Annotated in this window: 23 protein-coding genes and 2 pseudogenes; 13 read left to right on the top strand and 12 right to left on the bottom strand. The window is 61.8% G+C overall.

The window, feature by feature from the left end:
- Positions 1–22: 22 nt before the first annotated feature.
- Positions 23–1,246: a DNA recombination protein RmuC gene (locus PH551_RS03580; RefSeq protein ID WP_285191886.1), complete on the bottom strand. Its 1,224-nt coding sequence runs from the start codon at positions 1,244–1,246 to the stop codon at positions 23–25.
- A gap of 181 nt (positions 1,247–1,427) precedes the next feature.
- Between PH551_RS03580 and PH551_RS03575 the strand changes: the two genes are divergently transcribed.
- From PH551_RS03575 to truA, 6 genes are all read left to right on the top strand, one after another.
- Positions 1,428–2,924 (top strand): globin-coupled sensor protein, encoded by a 1,497-nt coding sequence (locus PH551_RS03575; RefSeq protein ID WP_285191884.1) that lies wholly within the window; start codon positions 1,428–1,430, stop codon positions 2,922–2,924.
- A gap of 98 nt (positions 2,925–3,022) precedes the next feature.
- Positions 3,023–3,538, top strand: a complete 516-nt coding sequence (def, locus tag PH551_RS03570) for a peptide deformylase (protein ID WP_285191883.1) — start codon at positions 3,023–3,025, stop codon at positions 3,536–3,538.
- Positions 3,539–3,601: 63 nt separating this feature from the next.
- The gene (locus tag PH551_RS03565) at positions 3,602–3,886 is read left to right on the top strand and encodes a FitA-like ribbon-helix-helix domain-containing protein (RefSeq protein ID WP_285191881.1); all 285 of its coding nucleotides are present in this window, start codon (positions 3,602–3,604) and stop codon (positions 3,884–3,886) included.
- Complete coding sequence (locus PH551_RS03560; protein ID WP_285191880.1) at positions 3,883–4,305, top strand: type II toxin-antitoxin system VapC family toxin; 423 nt, start codon at positions 3,883–3,885, stop codon at positions 4,303–4,305. The genes PH551_RS03565 and PH551_RS03560 overlap by 4 nt, the downstream gene beginning before the upstream one ends.
- A gap of 20 nt (positions 4,306–4,325) precedes the next feature.
- The gene (gene fmt, locus PH551_RS03555; protein WP_285191879.1) at positions 4,326–5,261 is read left to right on the top strand and encodes a methionyl-tRNA formyltransferase; all 936 of its coding nucleotides are present in this window, start codon (positions 4,326–4,328) and stop codon (positions 5,259–5,261) included.
- Positions 5,261–6,061, top strand: coding sequence for a tRNA pseudouridine(38-40) synthase TruA (gene truA / locus PH551_RS03550; protein WP_285191878.1), 801 nt, complete (start codon positions 5,261–5,263; stop codon positions 6,059–6,061). The genes fmt and truA overlap by 1 nt, the downstream gene beginning before the upstream one ends.
- 21 nt (positions 6,062–6,082) lie before the next feature.
- On the opposite strand, the gene PH551_RS03545 is transcribed toward truA, so the two are convergent.
- The 3 genes from PH551_RS03545 to dapD all read right to left on the bottom strand — a co-directional run bounded on the left by PH551_RS03545 (position 6,083) and on the right by dapD (position 8,821).
- Complete coding sequence (locus PH551_RS03545; RefSeq protein WP_285191877.1) at positions 6,083–6,679, bottom strand: hypothetical protein; 597 nt, start codon at positions 6,677–6,679, stop codon at positions 6,083–6,085.
- Positions 6,666–7,859 carry a succinyl-diaminopimelate desuccinylase gene (dapE, locus tag PH551_RS03540; RefSeq protein ID WP_285192127.1) on the bottom strand — a complete coding sequence of 398 codons (1,194 nt, stop codon included), beginning with the start codon at positions 7,857–7,859 and terminating at the stop codon, positions 6,666–6,668. Before dapE ends, PH551_RS03545 begins: the two co-directional genes overlap by 14 nt.
- 101 nt (positions 7,860–7,960) lie before the next feature.
- Positions 7,961–8,821 (bottom strand): 2,3,4,5-tetrahydropyridine-2,6-dicarboxylate N-succinyltransferase, encoded by an 861-nt coding sequence (gene dapD / locus PH551_RS03535; protein ID WP_285191876.1) that lies wholly within the window; start codon positions 8,819–8,821, stop codon positions 7,961–7,963.
- A 194-nt stretch (positions 8,822–9,015) separates the two neighbouring features.
- On the opposite strand from dapD, the gene PH551_RS03530 reads away from it, so the two are divergent.
- Positions 9,016–9,897, top strand: coding sequence for an LOG family protein (locus tag PH551_RS03530; protein ID WP_285191874.1), 882 nt, complete (start codon positions 9,016–9,018; stop codon positions 9,895–9,897).
- A gap of 56 nt (positions 9,898–9,953) precedes the next feature.
- On the opposite strand, the gene PH551_RS03525 is transcribed toward PH551_RS03530, so the two are convergent.
- Positions 9,954–10,571, bottom strand: coding sequence for an EF-hand domain-containing protein (locus PH551_RS03525; protein WP_085776757.1), 618 nt, complete (start codon positions 10,569–10,571; stop codon positions 9,954–9,956).
- Positions 10,572–10,678: 107 nt separating this feature from the next.
- The gene (locus PH551_RS03520) at positions 10,679–11,395 is read right to left on the bottom strand and encodes a pyrimidine 5'-nucleotidase (RefSeq protein ID WP_285191873.1); all 717 of its coding nucleotides are present in this window, start codon (positions 11,393–11,395) and stop codon (positions 10,679–10,681) included.
- 104 nt (positions 11,396–11,499) lie between these two features.
- On the opposite strand from PH551_RS03520, the gene PH551_RS03515 reads away from it, so the two are divergent.
- Both PH551_RS03515 and PH551_RS03510 read left to right on the top strand, forming a co-directional pair.
- Positions 11,500–12,573: a bifunctional transcriptional activator/DNA repair enzyme AdaA gene (locus PH551_RS03515; RefSeq protein ID WP_285191872.1), complete on the top strand. Its 1,074-nt coding sequence runs from the start codon at positions 11,500–11,502 to the stop codon at positions 12,571–12,573.
- Positions 12,570–13,340, top strand: a complete 771-nt coding sequence (locus tag PH551_RS03510) for an isocitrate lyase/PEP mutase family protein (protein WP_285191871.1) — start codon at positions 12,570–12,572, stop codon at positions 13,338–13,340. Before PH551_RS03515 ends, PH551_RS03510 begins: the two co-directional genes overlap by 4 nt.
- A gap of 64 nt (positions 13,341–13,404) precedes the next feature.
- Here PH551_RS03510 and PH551_RS03505 read toward each other — a convergent pair whose 3' ends face one another.
- From PH551_RS03505 to PH551_RS03495, 3 genes are all read right to left on the bottom strand, one after another.
- Positions 13,405–14,553: an alpha-hydroxy acid oxidase gene (locus PH551_RS03505; protein WP_285191870.1), complete on the bottom strand. Its 1,149-nt coding sequence runs from the start codon at positions 14,551–14,553 to the stop codon at positions 13,405–13,407.
- Positions 14,554–14,661: 108 nt separating this feature from the next.
- Positions 14,662–15,033 (bottom strand): VOC family protein, encoded by a 372-nt coding sequence (locus PH551_RS03500; RefSeq protein ID WP_285191869.1) that lies wholly within the window; start codon positions 15,031–15,033, stop codon positions 14,662–14,664.
- 288 nt (positions 15,034–15,321) lie between these two features.
- Positions 15,322–16,302 (bottom strand): acyl-CoA desaturase, encoded by a 981-nt coding sequence (locus PH551_RS03495; RefSeq protein WP_350223843.1) that lies wholly within the window; start codon positions 16,300–16,302, stop codon positions 15,322–15,324.
- On the opposite strand from PH551_RS03495, the gene PH551_RS03490 reads away from it, so the two are divergent.
- Together PH551_RS03490 and PH551_RS03485 are read left to right on the top strand one after the other, a co-directional pair.
- Positions 16,301–16,438, top strand: coding sequence for a hypothetical protein (locus PH551_RS03490; RefSeq protein WP_285192136.1), 138 nt, complete (start codon positions 16,301–16,303; stop codon positions 16,436–16,438). The two genes, PH551_RS03495 and PH551_RS03490, sit on opposite strands and share 2 nt — an antisense overlap.
- A gap of 129 nt (positions 16,439–16,567) precedes the next feature.
- The gene (locus PH551_RS03485; protein WP_097599416.1) at positions 16,568–16,933 is read left to right on the top strand and encodes a metalloregulator ArsR/SmtB family transcription factor; all 366 of its coding nucleotides are present in this window, start codon (positions 16,568–16,570) and stop codon (positions 16,931–16,933) included.
- Positions 16,934–17,055: 122 nt separating this feature from the next.
- Here PH551_RS03485 and PH551_RS03480 read toward each other — a convergent pair.
- Both PH551_RS03480 and PH551_RS03475 read right to left on the bottom strand, forming a co-directional pair.
- Positions 17,056–17,159: pseudogene (locus tag PH551_RS03480) on the bottom strand (acetylglutamate kinase); the annotation flags it as partial.
- 68 nt (positions 17,160–17,227) lie between these two features.
- Entirely contained in the window at positions 17,228–18,124 is an 897-nt protein-coding gene (locus PH551_RS03475; RefSeq protein WP_097599415.1) for a LysR family transcriptional regulator, read from the bottom strand.
- A 123-nt stretch (positions 18,125–18,247) separates the two neighbouring features.
- Here PH551_RS03475 and PH551_RS03470 point away from each other — a divergent pair, with 123 nt between their 5' ends.
- On the top strand, positions 18,248–19,093 hold the full coding sequence (locus tag PH551_RS03470; RefSeq protein WP_285191868.1) for an oxidoreductase: 846 nt from the start codon (positions 18,248–18,250) through the stop codon (positions 19,091–19,093).
- A gap of 30 nt (positions 19,094–19,123) precedes the next feature.
- Here the strand turns inward: PH551_RS03470 and argB are convergent, their stop codons facing one another.
- Positions 19,124–20,011, bottom strand: coding sequence for an acetylglutamate kinase (gene argB / locus PH551_RS03465; RefSeq protein WP_011423809.1), 888 nt, complete (start codon positions 20,009–20,011; stop codon positions 19,124–19,126).
- Between argB and PH551_RS32870 the strand changes: the two are divergent.
- Positions 19,953–20,363 (top strand): annotated as a pseudogene (locus tag PH551_RS32870) (hypothetical protein); the annotation flags it as partial. The gene argB and the pseudogene PH551_RS32870 sit on opposite strands and share 59 nt — an antisense overlap.
- Positions 20,364–20,585: the final 222 nt, after the last annotated feature.

Here is a 20,585-nt window from a genome sequence, read left to right as displayed (position 1 = left end):
GTCGAGACACTGCCCGAAGCGGTCACTCCTCGTCAACCACCCGAAGCTTGAGAAGGCCGGTACGGCTTTCCACGGATTTGGCCGGGACCTCGCCGTCGCGGGCAGGCTTTGCGTCGCCGCCTGCCTCGAATTCCAGCGCCCCGATCTTGGCGCCGCGTTTGGTGAGCTTGTCGGCTGACGTGACCACCATGTCGATATCTTTCTGCGCCATAGCGAAATGGCCCTGCAGCTTGCGCACCCGCTCGTCGAGGCGGCCGAGATCGTCCATCAGGAGCGCCACCTCGCCCTGGATCAGATGCGCCTGCGCCCGCATGCGCTGGTCTTTCAGCACCGCCTGGATGACCTGGATCGACAGCATCAGCAGCGATGGCGAGACGATAACGATGCGCGCGCGGTGTGCCTTCTGCACCAGGGCCTCGAAGTTCTCATGGATCTCCGCGAAGATCGATTCCGACGGCACGAAGAGAAAAGCCGTCTCCTGGGTTTCCCCCTGAATCAGATATTTCTCTGAAATATCCCGGATATGAATCTCCATGTCGCGGCGGAACTGCTGGCTGGCGATCTTGCCGGCCTCGGGGCTGGCTGCGTCGCGGATGGCGTTCCAGGCTTCGAGCGGGAACTTTGCATCGATGACGAGCGGCGGCGCGCCGTTTGGCATGCGGATCGTGCAGTCCGGCCGCGAACCGTTCGAGAGCGTCTGCTGGAATGCATAGGCGCCCATCGGCAGGCCGTCCGAGACGATCGTCTCCATCCGTGACTGGCCGAAGGCGCCGCGCGTCTGCTTGTTCGAGAGAATCGCCTGCAGTCCGACCACGTCCTTGGCGAGCGTCTGGATATTGTTCTGCGCGGCATCGATGACCGCCAGCCGCTCCTGCAGGCGCTGCAGGTTCTCATGCGTCGATTTCGTCTGCTCGGTGATCGTCGAGCTGACGCGCTGCGACATGCCGTCGAGACGCTGGCTGATTGCCTGGTTGAGCTCGCTCTGACGCGCGCCAAAAACCTCGGCCATGGCCGTGATGCGGCCCTGCATCTCCGCCTGGATCTTCAAAAGCTCGGCCATGCGCGCCTCGCTTTCGCCAGCCCGCAGGCTCGCCTCCTCCGCCTGCTCGCGGCGGAGGCTGGCGCTGCGCAAGAGAAGGATGATCACCAGAAGCACGAAGGCGACAAAAACGCCGCCGGCAAGCGCCAGCATGGCCGGACTCAGCGAGGCGTTGGAGAGGGCGAGCGATTCGGAATGAACGGTCATGCCGCAACCATAACAGAAGCTGCGGCAATACATAGATCAAAACGTGAACGAAATCCTCTGTCGCCTTTTTCCTCACCGATGCAGAAAATCGCCCCCGATTTAACCATTGCTCAACCATATTCGCCAAAATCTGTGCCGCAGAATTCCCTCCAGCGCCGTTGCGCCAAGTACAGAGATTTCCATGACATCCCAGCAGACCGACAGTGCACTCAGGCAGCGCCTCGATTTCATCGAACTGGACGAGGCGGCGCGCCGGTCGATACGGGATCTCAGCCCCGTCATATCAGAGCTAATCGGCGGTGCCCTCGACAAGTTCTATGCCAAGATCGCCAAGACCCCCGCCGTCTCAGGCTTTTTCGCCGACAAGAACCATGTCGCTCATGCCAAGAAGCGGCAGCAGGATCATTGGGGCAAGCTTGCAGGCGGCGCCTTCGACGAAACCTACGTCGACGGCGTGACCGCGGTCGGGCGCACGCACGCCCGCATCGGGCTGGAGCCGCGCTGGTATGTCGGCGGCTATGCCCTGGTTCTGTCCGAGCTCGTCAAGGGCATCATGGAGAAGCAGTGGCCGTCGGTCTTTGCGCGCCAGCAGGGCAAATTGCTCGCCGAAAGGCTGTCGGCGGTCATCAAGGCCGGCATGCTCGACATGGATTATTCGATCTCGGTCTACCTCGAGACGCTTGAAGCCAAGCGCCAGGCTCTGGAAGAGCAGCGTGCCCAGGCCGAGGCCGATCAGGCGATGGCGCTGGAGCAGCTGCGCCGCGGTCTGGAGGCGCTGTCGAGCGGCGATCTCGAGGCCACTCTGCCATCCGGCCTGCCCGGTAATTTTCGGCAGATGGCCGAGGATTACAACCGTGCCGTCAAGGCGCTGCGCCATTCCTTCGCATCGGTGCGCGACACGTCGGGCCATATCATGAATGGCGCCGACGTCATCTCCAATGCGACCAACGATCTCGCATTGCGCACTGCCCAGCAGGCGGCCGGCGTCGAGGAGAGTTCGGCTGCCCTGCAGCAGCTTTCCGTCAGCGTCGGCCAGACCGCCGCCAATGCCGAGAAGGCTTCGGACGCCGTACGCGAGACGCAGCAGAAGGCGAAGAATTCGGGCGAACTCGTCACCAGCGCCGTGTCGGCGATGGCCGGTATCGAGAAATCCTCGACGGAGATTTCCAAAATTATCGGCGTCATCGACGAAATCGCCTTCCAGACCAATCTTCTGGCGCTGAACGCCGGCGTTGAGGCGGCGCGCGCCGGTGATGCCGGCAAGGGTTTTGCGGTCGTCGCGCAGGAAGTCCGTCAGCTCGCCCAGCGCACGGCCGATGCTGCCAAGGAGATCAAGAACCTGATCTCGCAGAGTTCGAGTCAGGTTAACGAGGGTGTCGGCATCGTCTCGAGCACCGGCGAGGCGCTGAACGATATGATCAGCCGCATCGATATCATCAACCGCTTCGTCGCCGATATCGCCGCCGCCGCCCGCGATCAAGCGATCGGCGTCAACGAGGTCAGCGTGGCGATCCGCAGCATGGGCGAAATCACCCAGCAGAATTCCGGCATGGTCGAGCGCACGTCGGCGGAAACCCGCCGCCTCAAGGACGAGGTGGACCAGCTGATCGAGCTGTTGCGCCGCTTCCGCGTCCGTTCGGAAGGCCACGCCGTCGTCGGTGCCCGCCGGGCGGCCTGATTCAAATATGGCGAAATTCCGGGCGGGTATGCAAAAAAGCGTCTTCCCCGCCCGCCGGATAATTCCATAGCGGGAAAAGATGGGTTATGGGAACGCCCATGACCATCAAGCCACTCATCATTCTTCCCGACCCCATTCTCCGTCAGCTCTCCAAGCCGATCGAGCGTGTGGATGCCGACCTGCAGCGCCTTGCCGACGACATGCTGGAAACCATGTACGACGCGCCGGGCATCGGCCTCGCCGCAATCCAGATCGGCGTGCCGCGCCGCATGCTGGTCATTGACGTCTCCCGCGAGGGCGAGGAAAAGCAGCCGCAGGTCTTCATCAATCCGGAGATCGTCAAATCGTCCGACGAGCGCTCGGTCTACGAGGAAGGCTGCTTGTCGATTCCGGACTATTATGCCGAGGTCGAGCGCCCGGCTGTCGTCTCGGTCAAGTATCTCGATCGCGAGGGCAGGGAACAGATGGTGGAAGCCGATGGGTTGCTCGCCACCTGCCTGCAGCACGAGATCGATCACTTGAACGGCGTGCTCTTCATCGACCATATCTCGCGGCTGAAGCGGGAGATGGTGATCAAGAAGTTCACCAAGGCGGCAAAGTCCAAGGCCCTCTGACGACGATTGAAAATGGGCTTCAACGGCATTATGATATCATTGATATCATAATGGAGGCTTTGAGTGGGCGACCTTCTGATCCGAAATATTTCCGACGCAATGAAGCGAGACATCGCGGAAGCGGCCCAACGGAGTGGGAACAGCCTTTCTGATGAGGCGAAGGAGCTTTTGCGGGAAGCGCTTCAAAGAAAAGCCGAGGCCAAGCCTGAGCCTATGTCGGCATATGAAGCGATACGCGCCGCGTTCGTAAGCGAAAACGCGGTGGACGACGAATTTGTCGCAGTCATGAAAGAAATCGAGGCCGCGCGGAAAAAGGATTTCGGTCGGCCGTTCGAGGATATCGAATGATCGTTCTGGATACGAATGTAGTATCAGAATTCGCAAAGTTACTGCCAGATGAAAAAGCGAAGACCTGGTTGCAGCGGCAGGATGGTTCGCGGATCTGGCTTTGCGCCGTCGGGTTGATGGAGCAGATTTATGGCGCTGAAAGGGTTCTGTTGAAGACAGGATCGGACCGCTTCTTCCGTGCCATAGAGAATTTGGTGAAGGGCCAATTTCGTGACCGTATCGTCGGTTGGGATTTGGAAGCGGCAATGGCAACGGGCCGTCTGCGCGCAAGACGCGAAAGCGTGGGACGGCCAATTTCGGTTCAGGATGCCATGATTGCCGCCATTTGCCTTGTAAACGGTGCGACGCTTGCCACCCGTAACACCAGAGATTTCGAGGGGCTTGATCTCAAGCTCGTAAACCCGTTTGAAGACGGCTGATCCTCAACTGGCGAGATAAAATGTCTCTTCGCATCATCTTTATGGGAACGCCTGAGTTCTCGGTTCCGACCTTGCGCTTGCTCGTCGACGCCGGCCACAAAATCGTCGCCGTCTACACACAGCCGCCGCGGCCGGGCGGACGCCGCGGGCTCGATCTGCAGAAATCGCCGGTGCATCAGGCGGCCGAACTGCTCGGTCTTCCCGTCTTCACGCCGGTCAATTTCAAAGATGCCGAGGAGCGCGAGCGGTTTGCCGCCTTCAAGGCCGATGTCGGCGTCGTCGTCGCCTACGGACTGCTGTTGCCGGAGGCCGTTTTGAACGGCACCCGCGAGGGCTGTTACAACGGTCATGCTTCGCTGCTGCCGCGCTGGCGCGGTGCTGCGCCGATCCAGCGGGCGATCATGGCCGGCGACGACAAGACCGGCATGATGGTGATGAAGATGGACAAGGGGCTCGACACCGGCGCGGTCGCAATGACCCGCGAAGTCGAGATTGGTCCGGACATGACGGCGGGCGAATTGCACGACCGGCTGATGCTCGTTGGCGCCAAGGCTATAGCGGAAGCCATGGTGAAGCTGGAGATGAACGACCTGCCGCTGACGCCGCAGCGGGAGGAGGGCGTGCTGTACGCCGCCAAGATCGACAAGGCTGAGACGCGCATCGATTTTGCAAGAAACGCCCGGGATGTGCACAATCATATCCGTGGCCTGGCGCCATTCCCGGGCGCCTGGTTCGAGCTTGAGATCGGCGGCAAGCAGGAACGGGTCAAGGTGCTGGGCTCGGAGCTAGCACCAGGGCAGGGCGATGCCGGAGAGCTGCTGACGGATGATCTCGTGATTGCCTGCGCTTCAGGTGCGCTACGGCTGACACGGCTGCAGAAGGCCGGCGGCAAGCCGCTGGCCGCGGCCGATTTCCTCCGAGGCACGCCGCTCGGTGCCGGCACGAGGCTTTCCTGATGCCGCGCTTCCGCATGACCGTCGAATATGACGGCGGCCCATATGTCGGCTGGCAGCGGCAGGAGAACGGACCATCGGTGCAGGGCGCGATCGAGGCGGCGGTATTGTCGCTGACCGGCGAGACCGTGTCGATCCGCGGCGCCGGCCGCACCGATTCCGGCGTCCACGCCATGGGACAGGTGATCCATGCCGATCTTTCCAAGAGCTGGTCGCCCTACAAGCTGCAAAATGCCTTGAACGCCCATCTGCGGCTTGCCGGCGAGCGTGTGTCCATTCTCGACGTCGAGGCCGTTCCCGACTTCTTCGATGCCCGCTTTTCGGCACTGCGGCGCCATTATCTCTACCGCATCGTCAGCCGCCGGGCGCCGCTGGCGCTCGAAGCTGGCAAGGCCTGGTGGGTGCCGAAGACGCTCGATCACGAGGTCATGCACGCCGCCGCCCAGCGGCTGGTCGGCCGGCACGATTTCTCCACCTTCCGCTCCGCCCATTGCCAGGCAAACAGCCCGGTGCGCACGCTCGACCGGCTTGACGTGACACGTACCGGCGAATTGATCGAGATCCGCGCCACGGCGCAGAGCTTCCTGCACAACCAGATCCGTTCCTTCGCCGGCACGCTGAAGCTCGCCGGTGAAGGCAAATGGACGCCTGAAGATGTCCAGGCAGCGCTGGAGGCAAAGGACCGCAAGGCCTGCGGTCCGGTGGCGCCGCCCGAAGGCCTCTATTTCATGCAGGTGGATTATCCCGAGGTGATCACTGACCGGCGAAAGCCGATCGACGAAAATGACGAGGATCTGTCTTAAAGCCTCCGCCGCCGAGCCTGATCAGGCGGGGTAAATGCCGAGAAAGTGCTGCAGATATTCCGAAAGGATCATCGACGGCACCAGCAGCACCAGCGTCAGCGCCCCGACCATCAGCGCGTGATCGTGGCAGATCATTCTGAGAATGCGCGCCAAAGCGAAGACCTGCGCCAGCATGAAGGCGAGCAGCAGCAGCGAGACGAGGCCGACCGTGCCGGGCAGGAAGAACACCAGCGCCAGCAGCAGACCGTTGATATAGGAGAGCGGCACGCCGAGCCAGTTGACGCTGACGACGACGGGGGCGAAGCGCTCGCCCATGCGGAAGGCAAGCAGCAGCAGCCCGGCAAAGACCAGCGGCACGAACCAGTTGGCGACCTCGACAAGGCCGAGCCTGATGTAGAAGGCAAGATCGACATCGGCCTCCGGCGGCATCGACCGCAGGAAGGCCTGTCGCCACCAGAGCCAGGAAATACCCGTCGGCGGCAGGCACCAGGCCATCGCCCAGAACGACCGGTTGACGCCGCGCTCCGACAGATCGAGGAAGCGGAAGCCGCGCGGATCCATCCGGATCAGCAGCCAGAGGCCGGCCAGGTAGTACTGAACTTCTCTAAGACCCGGCATGGGCGAACCAGCGGTCGATGAAGGTCTCGTAGATCGCCGTCAGCGTCTCCAGATCGGCAACAGTGACGCGCTCGTCGACCATGTGCATCGTCTGGCCGACCAGGCCGAACTCGACGACCGGGCAATAATCCTTGATGAAGCGCGCATCCGACGTGCCGCCGGTGGTCGAAAGCGCCGGTGACCGGCCGGCCACGCTTTCGACGGCAGACGACAGCGAAGCAATCAGGGCGTTGTTGCGGGTCAGGAAGACATGGCTCGGCCGGTCCGCCCAGACGATATCGTATTTGACTGGCTCGCGGCCCGGACGCAGCTGGCCATGGCCGGCGGCGGCTTCGAGCCGGCGCAGGATTTCGGCGCGCAGCGTCTCGACGGTCCAGCTGTCGTTGAAGCGGATATTGAAGCTTGCCGATGCCTTTGCCGGAATGACGTTCGTCGCAGGATTGCCGACATCGACCGTCGTCACTTCGAGGTTCGACGGCTGGAAATCGTCGGTGCCGCCATCGAAAGGCGGATCCATCAGCGCCTGCGTCAGCTGCAGTATACCGCGCACCGGATTGTCGGCGAGGTGCGGGTAAGCGGCATGGCCCTGAACGCCATGTACGATGATCCTGCCCGATAGCGAGCCGCGCCGGCCGATCTTGATCATGTCACCGAGCCGGTCCGGATTGGTCGGTTCTCCGACAAGGCAGGCGTCCCAGCGTTCGCCGCGCTCCGCCGCCCATTGCAGCAGTTTGATCGTGCCGTTGATCGCCGGGCCCTCTTCGTCGCCGGTAATCAGGAAAGAGAGTGAGCCGGCAGGCGGCCCGTTCTTTTCGATGTGGCGGGCAACGGCGGCGACGAAACAGGCGATGCCGCCCTTCATGTCGACGGCGCCGCGGCCGAAGAGTTCGCCCTTTGATATCTCCGCGGCAAAAGGCGGGTGCGTCCAGGCGGCTTCATCGCCAACGGGCACGACATCGGTATGGCCGGCAAACATCAAGTGCGGGCCGTTGCTGCCGAGGCGGGCATAAAGGTTCTCGATATCGGGCGTTCCCTCTTCGCTCGCTCTCACTTTGTCGACTTTGAAGCCAAGCGGCGCAAGCATCGCCGCGAGGGCCGTCAGCGCGCCGCCTTCGGCTGGTGTGACGGAGGGGCAGCGAATCAGCGTCTGCAGATTGGCGACGGGATCGGTAACGGTCATGGCGGTCGAATTATCCAGCGGCAATGGCAAAGACATGGCAAGGCGGGGCCGCCTCGCGCAAAAAGACGCCGTCTGTTTACCGGATCAATCTCCCAATGTCATCAATCGCGAAGCAGCTCGTTGATACCAGTCTTGGAGCGGGTCTGTTCGTCGACGCGCTTGACGATGACGGCGCAGTAAAGATGCGGCGCCGGCTGGCCGTTTGCCATCGTCGCATTGGCCGAGGCCATCGAGCCGGCGACGACGACGGAATAGGGCGGCACTTCGCCGTACATCACCTCGCCGGTGGCGCGGTCGACAATTTTGGTCGACTTGCCGATATAGACGCCCATGCCGAGCACCGAGCCTTCGCGGATGATGCAGCCTTCGACCACTTCGGAACGGGCGCCGATGAAGCAATTGTCTTCGATGATGGTCGGGCCGGCCTGCATCGGTTCGAGCACGCCGCCGATGCCGACGCCGCCGGACAGATGCACATGTTTGCCGATCTGCGCGCAGGAGCCGACTGTTGCCCAGGTGTCGACCATCGTGCCTTCGCCGACATAGGCGCCGAGATTGACGAAGGAGGGCATCAGGATCGCATTCGGGGCGATATAAGCCGAGCGGCGCACGACGCAGTTCGGAACGGCGCGGAAGCCCGCGGCGCGAAACTGATTTTCGCCCCAGTTCTCGAACTTCGAGGGGACCTTGTCCCACCAGGTGGAATTGCCCGAGCCGCCCTTGACCACTTCCATGTCGTTGAGGCGGAAGGACAAGAGCACCGCCTTCTTCAGCCACTGATTGACCGTCCAGGCGCCGTCGGCGCCGCGGGTCGCCACGCGGGCCTTGCCGGAATCGAGCAGATCGAGCCCCGCTTCGACCGCATCACGGACCTCGCCCTTCGTCGACACGTTCACATTATCGCGATTGTCGAAGGCGGCTTCGATGGTCTTTTCCAGGGATGCGAGGTCGGTGGCGCTCATGAGAATTCCTTAAACTTCGATCTTTATCGTGGAGACGGCGGAGTCTCCGGACATGCGATCGGCGTGGGTTTGTCCTGCTCTACAGCATGCACGCGTAGAACGGAATGATTTTTCGAACAAGATCATACCTGGATTCAAGGCGTTATAGCGACATATCCGGTTTCACGGCCGGCAATACTGAAAGGCATTTCGACATGGCGAAGGGACGAAACGGCGGTTCTAGGCGCAAGGACGGCGTATGGGACCCGTTGAAGAGCAGCTCGACCGACAGGCAGCGCGCCGAGGCCGTGCCGAAGACGCCGCAGACGCTGTCGCCGGCCTATCGCCTAGCCTATGTCGACGAGGATTTCCTCTGCCGTGAGGAGTTGCGGCCGATCCGGCTGCAACTCGAACTGCTGAAGACGGAGATGATGCTGACCGAGCGCGGCATCCGGTCGACCGTCGTCATGTTCGGCGGCGCCCGCATTCCCGCCCCCGGCCAGAGTGCCTGGGCGGCGCGCAACGAGATCCAGCGCGCCAATCTGGAGGCGGCCTCCGTCTATTATGACGAGGCGCGCAAATTTGCCCGTCTCTGCTCGAAATATTCGGCGGGCTTCGACTTTCAGGAATATGTCATCGTGACCGGCGGCGGCCCCGGCGTCATGGAGGCCGGCAATCGCGGCGCGGCCGACGAAGGCGCGCCGTCAATCGGTCTCAACATCGTGCTGCCGCACGAGCAGGCTCCGAACGTCTATGTCACGCCCGAACTCAGCTTCAATTTTCACTATTTCGCCATTCGCAAGATGCATTTCATGGTGCGCGCCAAGGCGATCGCGGTCTTCCCCGGCGGCTTCGGAACGCTCGATGAATTCTTCGAATGTCTGACGCTGATCCAGACCGGCCGCATGGAGCGTCTGCCGCTGATCCTTTTCGGCGAGGCCTTCTGGCGCCGCATCATCAATTTCGACGCCCTGGCGGAATTCGGCACGATCGCGCCGGATGACGTCAAGCTGATCAGCTTCGTCGACACGGCCGACGCCGCGTGGAAGATCGTCCAGGATTTCTACGAACACCGCGAACCGGGCCAGAGTCTCTGAGATATGCTCTTTCCCCGTCGGACGGGGAAAGAGCAGGGGCAACGGTAAGTCCGCGCTTACAGCAGCGGCCGATCCGGCATGTCGTCGATCGAGATGACGCCATCCTTGTTGCGGTCCATGCGCGTGAACAGCTTGTCGAACGCGGCCACGGCCTCCTGTTTGGAAATCTGCCCGTTCTCGTCGGTGTCGATCCGATGCATGATCATCGAAGCGCGCATGATGTTGCCGCCATGGCGCATCCAGCGATGACCGTCATGGCCGTCGCGCGGCGGCTGCCCGGAGTCGCTGTCCGGCATGTCGGGCGCGGCATTCGCGTCCTTCTCGTCGCCGGCGTCCTGTTTGTGCTGATCTCTCATCGCCTGCAGCTGCGTCTGCCGGTACTGCCGGATTTCGCCGGGCGTCAGCGACCCGTCATTGTTGGTGTCGATCGCCGCGAAAATCTTGTCGAGGCCGCTCGTCGCCTCCTCCTTGGAGACCTTTCCATCCTTGTTTGCGTCGAACTGCTTGAGCATGCGGACATAGGTGATTTCGAGGAAGGCGTCGCGGCCCGGGCGGTCCATGCCGGTATGATGCGGGCGCGGCCCGTCGCCCGGCGCGGCAAAGCTTGCCCCGGCTGCAGCGCCGAAGATTAGGACGGAGGAGAGCGCTGCCAGTATCAGCTTGTTGCGGTACATCGTGTTTCCCTTTCGTAAGGTGTCCCCTCACGAAAGAAGCTATGGCAGCGGGCCTGAAAGACCCAGTTAAACATCGGTAAGCTGGGTGAAACTTTGGTAACGTGGCTTTAGCTGCCGGATCTGGTCACCTTGCCGAGAAACGCGACGAGGTCGTCGGTGACGAAATCGATGTGATCCTCGTCGCCGCTGGTCTTTTCCCACCATTCGACGACGGTCTCTTCCAGGTTGCGCGGCACAAGCAGCACGGTTTGCATACCGAGCGCCTTCGGTACCGTCAGATTGCGCGGCAGATCCTCGAACATCGCCGCCTTGTTCGTTTCGACCCGCTTCAGCGCCGCAAACTTGTCATAGGTCGCCTGCGCCGGCTTCGGCACGTACTCGGCGGCGACGATGTCGAAAATATCGTCGAAATGTTCGAGGATGCCGAGCGCCCCGGCAGTCATTTCGGCATGTTTGACGCTGCCGTTGGTGAAGATGAACTTGCGCCCCGGCAGCGCCTTGATCGCTTCGCCGAGTTCCGGCTGCGGCGTCAGCGCCGAATAGTCGATCGCATGCGCCTTTTCGAGGAAATCGTTCGGATCGATGCCGTGATGGATCATCAGGCCCTGCAGCGTCGTGCCGTGGTCGAGATAATACTGCTTCTGCAGCTTGCGCGCTTCTTCCCGCTCCATCTGCAACAGCGCCGCGACATAGGCGGTCATGTTTTTGTCGATCTGCGCGAAAAGATTGATGTGATGGGGATAGAGCGTGTTGTCGAGATCGAACACCCAGTCTGTCACGTGTTCGAAATCGGCTTTTTCAGGCGTACGGTCGATCTTGGTCATGGCCGCCCTTATGGCACGGCTGGTCGCCCAAGGAAATCGACAGAGAAAAAATAGACGCCCGATTTTCGGCGGACGCGGCAGGCCTGGGATGTTAGAAAGCGGTCATGCTTTTCGAACGCCCCGACGATGACACGCTCTATGATGCCCTGATCGCGCGCAGCGCCGAGTATGAGGGCCAGGCCTATGTCTGCGTCAAGACGACAGGCATCTTCTGCCGTCTGACCTGTCCGGCGCGCAAGCCGAAGCGGGAAAATACGCTGTTCTTCGAGACGATCGCCGCCTGCATGCATTCCGGCTTCCGCCCCTGCCGGCGCTGCAGGCCGCTGGAGCAGCCGGGCAGGGAGCCGGTCGTCGATCTGTTGCTTGCCGCGCTCGACGACGAGCCGGAGGTTCGCTGGAGCGAGGATGAGCTCGTGCGCCGCGGCCATGATCCCTCGACCGTGCGGCGCGCCTTCAAGCGGGCGCTCGGCATGACCTTCCATGACATCGTCCGTTATATCAGGCTCGGAGAAGCGGCCCGGCAGCTCGCCGACGGGGCGCGCGTCATCGATGCCCAGCTCGACGCGGGTTACGAATCTCCGAGCGGTTTCCGGGCGGCGTTCCAGCGGCTCGTCGGCAAGGCGCCGGCACTCTCGCAGAATCGCGAACTGCTTTTTGCCGACTGGTTCGATACGCCGCTCGGGCCGATGATCGCGGTCGCCGACAAGACGCATCTGCATCTTCTCGAATTTCACGATCGCAAGGCGCTGCTGAGCGAACTCGAAGCGCTGCAGAAGCGCGTTCGCTCCTCCGTCGCAATCGGCCGCACCCCCGCGATAGATCAGATCGAGGCGGAAATCCGCGATTATTTCGAAGGCCGGCTGACCGTCTTCAGGACCCCTCTGGCGCTCGGTGGCACGCCCTTCGAAAAGCATGTCTGGGGAAAGCTGATGGAGATCCCGGTCGGGCAGACGCGCGCCTATGGCGATCTCGCCAGGGAGATGGAAAGGCCGGAGGTCGTGCGTGCGGTCGGCCGCGCCAATGGCGCCAACCAGCTTGCCATCATCGTGCCCTGTCATCGCATCCTCGGCGCCGATGGTTCTCTGACCGGTTATGGCGGCGGCCTCTGGCGCAAGCAATGGCTGCTGCGCCACGAAGAGAAGATCAGCATGGAGACAAGGATGGAGGAGACAGCATGAACTGGACTGAAAAGGCCAAGGCATTCGGCGCGCTTCATAAGAAGGGCGACCCGATCGTCCTCTACAATATCTGGGATGCGGGGACGGCGAAGGCCGTCGCCGATGCCGGCGCCAAGGCGCTTGCCACCGGAAGCTGGTCGGTTGCCGCAGCTCATGGCTTTGCCGACGGCGAGAAACTGCCGATGTCGGTGCTTGTAGAGACGGCGAAATCCATCACCGATGCCGTCGATCTGCCGCTTTCGGTCGATTTCGAAGGGGCTTATTCGGCAGACCCTCAGGGTGCGGCCGCCAATGTCGCCAAGCTGATGGAGGTCGGCGTCATCGGCATCAATTTCGAGGATCGGGTGGTTGCGGGCGAGGGGCTCTATCCGGTCGAAAACCAGGCGGCCCGCATCCGCGCCATTCGCGCCATGGCCGACAGCAAAGACATGCCTTTCTTCATCAATGCCCGTACCGACCTCTTCCTGGCCGAGAGCGACCTCTCCAAACATACCGGCCTGGTGGATGAGGCTATCGAGCGGGGCAGGGCCTACGCCGCGGCCGGCGGCAGCGGCTTCTTCGTTCCGGGCCTGATCGATTCCGCCTTGATCGAAAAGATCTGCGCAGCCTCGTCGCTGCCGGTCAACATCATGATGCGGACGGGCGCGCCTGACGTGAAAACATTGGCAAAGCTCGGCGTCGGCCGCATCAGCTACGGCCCGGGACCATACCGGTCGATGATGGAAAAGCTGAAGCAGGAGGCCGCGGCGATCTACAGCCTACTCTGAGCGGGCTGCTGCGGGGGCCGCATCCGCATGAAAGGCTGCGGCCCGTAATCACATGCTGCGCCGCTCAGGAACGGAAGCGCAGATTGCGCCGCGTCAGCTGGTCGACCGAGGTGCAGCCCATCAGCTTCATGTCACGCTCGAGCTCGGTGCGCATCGTCTCCAGCGCCCGCTCCACGCCCGGCTGGCCGGCGGCAGCAAGCGGGAAGAGGTAGTAACGGCCGAGCCCGACCGCTTTCGCCCCTAGCGACAGCGCCTTCAGAACGTGGGTTCCCCGCTGCACGCCGCCATCCATCATGACGTCGATCCGGTCGCCGACCGCGTCGACGATCTCGGCCAGCTGGTCGAAAGCGCTGCGCGAGCCATCGAGCTGGCGGCCGCCATGATTGGACAGCACGATGCCGGTGCAGCCGATCTCGACCGCGCGTTTGGCGTCTTCGACTGACATAATGCCCTTCAGGCAGAATTGCCCGCCCCAGGCCTGCACCATGTCGGCCACGTCGTTCCACGACATGGAGGGATCGAGCATTTCGGTGAAGTATCGGCTGATCGACAGCGCGCCGCCGTCCATCTTGACGTGGTTTTCGAGCTGCGGCAGCCGGAAACCCTCATGCGTCATCCAGCCGATCGCCCAGGAGGGCTTGATCGCAAACTGCATCATGCCGGCGAGATTGAGCTTGAAGGGAATGGAAAAACCGGTGCGCTTGTCGCGCTCGCGGTTGCCGCCGGTGATGCTGTCGACCGTCAGCATCATCGCCTGCACGCCCGCCGTTTTCGCCCGCGCCATCATTTCGTGGTTCAGCCCGCGGTCCTTATGGAAATAGAACTGATAGACCTGAGGTCCGTCGCTGATCAGCCTGGCCTCCTCCAGGCTGATCGTGCCGAGTGAGGAGACGCCGAACATCGTGCCGTATTTCGCCGCTGCCGCCGCGACCGCCCGTTCCCCCTGGTGGTGAAACAGCCGCTGCAACGCCGTCGGCGAGCAATAGACCGGCATGGCGAGCTTCTGCCCCATGACCGTCACCGACATATCGACCTCGGCCACCCCTTTGAGAACATCGGGCACCAGATCACAATTGTCGAAGGCTGCGGTATTGCGCCGATACGTCACCTCGTCATCGGCGGCGCCGTCGATATAGTCGAAGATCGGCCCTGGAAGACGCCGCTTGGCCATGCGCCGGAAATCGTGGAAATTATAGCAGTCTGTAAGGCGCATCTTTTTGCTCGAGCCGTTGATTTTCGGGGCGCAACCTAAAGCACGATTCGAAATCTTGCCAAGGCTTCATTGTACGATTTGCGACCTCTCGGCGCGAAGATTGGCCGCTCATCCCACCCGCCATGGCGGATCGACGCGGTTGGATCCGGCGAAATAGAGAACGACGCGGTTGCCGCCGGGATCGAACAGCTCCGCCTCACGCCACAGCCAGCTCTTGTCCTCCGGCCCGCTTGCGAACCGAAGTCCGGCTGCGCTAAGCTTGGCGACCGTTTCGTCCAGATCCTCGCACTCGAAATAGACCGTCGTCCCGCCGCCGCCTTTCTCGCCCTGGTGAAGCGAAAAAGTGCTGTCCCCATCGGGGCAGACGAAACGCGCATACCGGGGACGCGCATCGACAACGGGGCGAAGACCGAGGACGCAGTAGAAATGCCAGCCCGCATCGAGGTCAGGCATCGTAACGGTCACCTGATTGAGGCGCATGATCCATATCCTCTGCTGAGGGCGCACCCGCATTGGCTCAGCCTTGCCGCTTCAATTCCGGTTATTGCATGGGATGCGATCCTTAAACACCTCTTTGCTTCGGCGCGGGCATCCTTCAACGGTCCTCTGAGGCGCGCAGTGCCGAAGGCCGGAGCCCTCGAAGGACATGCGCCAGCGCTGCTCCTGCATTCATCGATTGGCAGCGCACCCGCCCCGCCCTTCGAGGCCCCTGCGGGGCACCTGAGGGTGAGGCTCTCTTGGGGTTTTGCGCTTATCCTTTGACGCGGCTCATGCTGTGCCACCGCGCTCCTCTATGCTTCGGCGCGGCATCCACCGACGTCCCTCATCCTGCTGAGGCGCGCAGCCCACAGGGCGAAGCCTCGAAGGACACGCCGCAGCGCTACTCCCTGTGCTCATCCCGAGGCCGCCCAACGCTGTCCCACAGGACAACGGGGCACCTGCATCTGCGGACAATCCGACACGCCGCACCCCTTCCCGCGGCTTGATCATGTGCGGGAGCTTGATTGCCGATGCCAGGCCGAGCCTTTCCAGCAGCCGGATGAAATGCCAGCCGAGGTCCAACTGGCCCGGCTCGATGCCGAGCCGGGCCGATTCGGGAAAGGCGTGGTGATTGCCATGGAAGCTCTCGCCGAAGGTCACCAATCCGAATCGCGGCAGGTTGTAGCCCTGCGCTGCGACATGATCGACGCTCCAGCCTTGATGGCCGCCACGATGGGCGAAATGGCCGACCAGCCAGTGCCCGGTCAGCGATACCGATATTCGCATCGCAATCCCCCAGACCAGCCACGGCAGCCCGCCGAGAGCGAAAAAAGCGAGCGCCAGAGGGAACTGCTGCGCCATCCATGTCGCCTCTAGGAAGCGATAGAAGCGGTCGTGTCGCACGCGCTCTTCAATCTCGAAACACGGCGGTCGGGCGAGCCTCACGACGCAGTGCATCTGCCAGAAGGAGTCGACCAGGAAAGACCGCCGGTGGGCATAGAGGTCATGGCAGTTTCGTTGCCGTTGCGCCCAGTCGCGAATGTCATGCGCGTAAATCATGCCGAAGGGGCCGGCCATGCCGACCAGCGTACCGAGATAGACGAGAAAATACTCGATCCAGAGAGGGGTGCGGAAGGAGCGGTGGATCAGCAGCCGGTGCATCCCGACTGAATGACCGAGGCAGATCGTGATGGCGGTCGAAAGGATAAAGACGGCAAAGGCGCTCCAGGTGAAGGTCGCCGGCCCGCTAATGATGGCGATCAGGCTCATGGCGGTGATCCAGATCGACTTTGCCGGCACCCAGACGACTCTGCCCCTCGCCGGATCGCTGCTGTTGTCGATCATGCGACCGGTGGAAATACTGCTCATGGCAAACTCCTTCCGATCGGGCGCATTCTTCACTTGAACATCGCCCGCCCGTTCATTAATTAAGGAAATACCTAATTACCTTGCGTCAAGAAAGATAATTAAGCAATACCTTAATCGCTTAATTTGTACGTTTCATGCAATGATGCCGCTGCGACGGAGACCGGATTTGGAAGACGAGACTGGCGATGATATTACAGAAGGCAGCTCTCTCGGCGCCGCGCAACGGGTATTTCACGCGCTTTCCAGCGCGCCACGGCGAAAGATTCTTGCCTATCTCTCGGCCTCCGGGCTGACCGCTGGCGAGATCGCCGACCGCTTCAGCATGTCCAAGCCAGCCGTTTCGCAGCATCTTTCCGTTCTAGAAACTGCGGGGCTGATCCGACGGCAGAAACAGGGCCAGTTCGTTCATTATTCCCTGATCGAGACCAATCTGGTCAATACGCTCAACGGCTTCGTTCAGGAGGTCTGCCCGGTCGGTCGGCCGATTAAAAAGGAAAGCCAGGCGCTCGCCCGCGCGAAAGAGTCGCCTTGATAGGCGGGGATCCCATGCCGGTCTGATCGCCGGATAAAAGCGCGACAGGAGGGACCAGCTGGGCAGGCGCTGCGCCCGTGTAGAAAGATGCGCCTCTCGTGCGGCAAGGGGCGCAGCCTCGATCAGGGAACCATCAGCGTCCCGAAGCCGTGAACGGTGAAGATCTCGAGCAGGACGGAATGGGCGGTCTGCCGTTCAGGATGAAGACGCCCTGCACGCCGGCCTTGACTGACCTTCGGATCGTGCGGCCTGAGGTCGTTGACGGCGGCGAACTTGCGCCGCAGCTGGCTTTTGCTAGGCGAAGCTCCGCTGCATGCTGATGGCTTGTGCGACGAAATTTCGAACGACGGGCGAGCGCTCGTCACGCCGGGTCGAGAGGGCCAATCGTGCCTTTGGCGCGTCGCCGGCGATCGCAATGTAACGAACGCCGGGGACATTGATCTTGGTCATCTCCGCCGGTACGATCGAGATGCCGAGGCCGACGGCGATCAAGCTGGGAATCGCCGTGATTTGCGGCGCCGGCTGGCCAAGAACCGGTTCAAATCCCGCTCGTCGGCAGGCGGCGAGAATGTCGTCGAAAAAACCGGCGCCTGCCTCGCGCGGAAAGAGGACGAAGCTTTCTTCCGCAAGTTCGTCGAGCCGCAATGCCTGCGCTTTTGACTTGGCATGTCCGGACGGCAGGGCGATGACCATCGGCTCTTCGGCCAGAAGCTGAGACCGGGCTTGCGCCGGGTCGCCACTGCCCGGACGGATGAAGACGGCGTCGAGTTCGGCCGCATTCAGCCGTTCCAGCAATCGCGCAGTGGGCGCTTCCTCCAGACTGAACCCGACCGCTGCATATTTCTCGCGAAAGACGTTGATCGCGGCAGGCACGATCGGATTGAAAACCGCTGAACTGGTAAACCCCACCCGCAGCCGACCCTGCTGGCCGTGCGCTGCCCGCAGAGCGCTTTGCTTTGCTTGTTCCGCCTGCAACAGGATGGCTCGAACTTCAGGCAGAAAAGCCTTACCCGCCTCGGTCAGTTCGGCGCCGCTCGGAAGGCGCCGGAAAAGCGACGTGCCAACCTCATTTTCAAGATCGCGAATCTGGTTGCTCAGTGGGGGCTGTCCGATGCCAACCCTGCGCGCCGCCCGCGTAAAGTTCAGTTCTTCAGCGACGGCAATGAAATAACGAAGGTGACGCAGCTCCATGTCATACCTTTAAGATATCAACATCGCCTGTGCAATATATTGGAAATACTCCTTTCGCCTGTCCACATAACCGCAGCGCACTCGCCCTGCCGGTGCGCGATTATAGCGATTCAGGAGTTCAACATGCGTGCAATTGGAAAGCAGTTGCTGATTACCGGTGTCAGCTCGGGCCTTGGCCGAGCCTTCGCGGAAGCCGCACTCGCAAAGGGGTACAGAGTCGTTGGCACGGTGCGCAACGACGAAGCCGCAATCCGGTTTGAGAATCTGGCGCCCGGTCGCGCCATCGCCGTTCAGCTCGACGTCGCCGATGTCGGGGCGATTGAACCGGTTGTTGCGAATATCGAGAAATCAGTCGGTCCCGTGGACGTTCTCGTCAACAATGCCGGCTACGGACATGAGGGAACACTGGAGGAATCGCCGATCGAAGAAATGCGCCGGCAATTCGAAGTCAATGTCTTCGGGGCTGTCGGAATGATGAAGGCCGTCCTGCCGTTTATGCGCCGGCGACGGGCAGGCCATATCATCAACATCACCTCCATGGGCGGTTTCATCACCATGCCGGGCATCGCATATTATTGCGGCAGCAAATTTGCGCTGGAAGGCGTGAGCGAGGTTCTTGCAAAAGAAATGAAAGACTTCGGCATCTCGGTTACAGCGGTGGCTCCTGGCTCGTTCCGAACCGATTGGGCGGGCCGCTCCATGGTGCGCAGCGGCAGGAACATTGCCGATTACGATGCGCTATTCGATCCGATCCGCAGGACACGTGAGGAAAAGAACGGCAAACAGCCGGGCGATCCTCGTAAGGCAGCCGCAGCCGTGATGGCGCTGGTCGAGGCAGAAAAACCACCTGTCCATTTGGTGCTTGGAGCCGATGCCCTTTCGCTCATCCGCGACAAGCTGAAAAGCTTGAGCGCGGAAATCGACGCCTGGGAAAACCTCACGCTTTCGACGGATTTTGCCGAAGCATGAGAAAGGGGCGCCTGCAGGCGCCCTGTTCGATTAGGGCACGATCAGCGTTCCGATGCCGTGCTCGGTGAAGATCTCGAGCAGGACGGAGTGGGCGGTCTTGCCGTTCAGGATGACGACGCCCTGCACGCCGGCCTTGATCGCATCGATGCAAGTCTCGACCTTGGGGATCATGCCGCCCGAGATCGTGCCGTCGGCGATCAGCGCATGCGCTTCGGCGACGGAAAGTTCCTTGATGAGCTGACCCTTCTTGTCGAGCACGCCGGGGACGTCGGTCAAAAACAGCAGGCGGGTGGCGTTGAGCGCGCCGGCTATGGCGCCGGCGAAAGTGTCGGCGTTGATATTGTAGGTCGCGCCGTCACGGCCCGGCGCCACCGGCGCGATGACCGGGATCATCTCGGAGCGGGCGAGCAGATCGAGCAGCGTGCGGTCGACTTCGACCACTTCGCCGACGAAGCCGAGATCGAGCACCCGCTCGATGTTGGAATCCGGGTCCTTGATGGTCTTGCGCGCCTTTTCGGCGAACACCATGTTGCCGTCCTTGCCGCAAAGGCCGATCGCCCATTCGCCGGTCTGATTGATCAGAGCGACGATCTCCTTGTTGATCGAGCCGGCGAGCACCATCTCGACGATCTCGACCGTCTTCTGGTCGGTGACGCGAAGCCCGCCTTCGAATTTCGATTCGATGCCCATCTTGGTCAGCATCGCGCCGATCTGCGGGCCGCCGCCGTGGACGACGATCGGGTTGACGCCCGACTGCTTCAGAAGCGCGATATCGCTGGCAAAGGCTTTGCCGAGCTCGGGATTGCCCATCGCATGGCCGCCGTACTTCACCACGATCGTCTTGTTTTCATAACGCTGCATGAAAGGCAGCGCCTGGGCGAGAAGACGTGCCTGGATTTCGCTTTCGGACTCGTTCATGGGGACCCCGCAGGAGTTGATCGCGGGCCTTTTATCGCAAGTTTCTGACAGAGGGAATAATCCAGACCGCAATAGTTTTTCGTATGTGGCACGGAGCCAAAGGAGTTGGACCCGCCGGCTGAGCGAGGCACGATATGGGGAACTCATGCAAGGCGATGAGATCGAGGACCTGATCGGCCGCGTCGCGCTCGATCGCCTGGCATTCGCTGCCCTCCACAACCAGACTGCACCGAAACTTTTCGCAATCTGCCTGCGCATCTTGAAGGACCGCACGGAGGCCGAGGATGCCTGCAGGAAGTCTATATCAGCATCTGGCAACGCGCTCGAAGCTTCCAGGCAGCCGCGATCGTCCTCGGCGTGGCTGGCCGCAATTGCCCGCAACCGGTCGATCGATCTGCGGCGTGCGCGCAAGCCCGTCACCGACGAACTCGAGAGCGTTTACGACCTTGCCGCTTCCGAACCCGACCCGGAAAGACAGACGGTGACGAAGGATGGAGGAAGGCGGATTGACACCTGCATGGAAGAGTTGGAAGCTGATCGTGCGGTCGCCATGAAACGGGCTTATGTCGAAGGG

The sequence above is a fragment of the Rhizobium atlanticum genome, assembly GCF_030182485.1.
Classification (GTDB): domain Bacteria; phylum Pseudomonadota; class Alphaproteobacteria; order Rhizobiales; family Rhizobiaceae; genus Rhizobium.
Note: the sequence above shows the minus strand (reverse complement) of the source record. Positions and strands in the feature narration are given on the sequence as shown.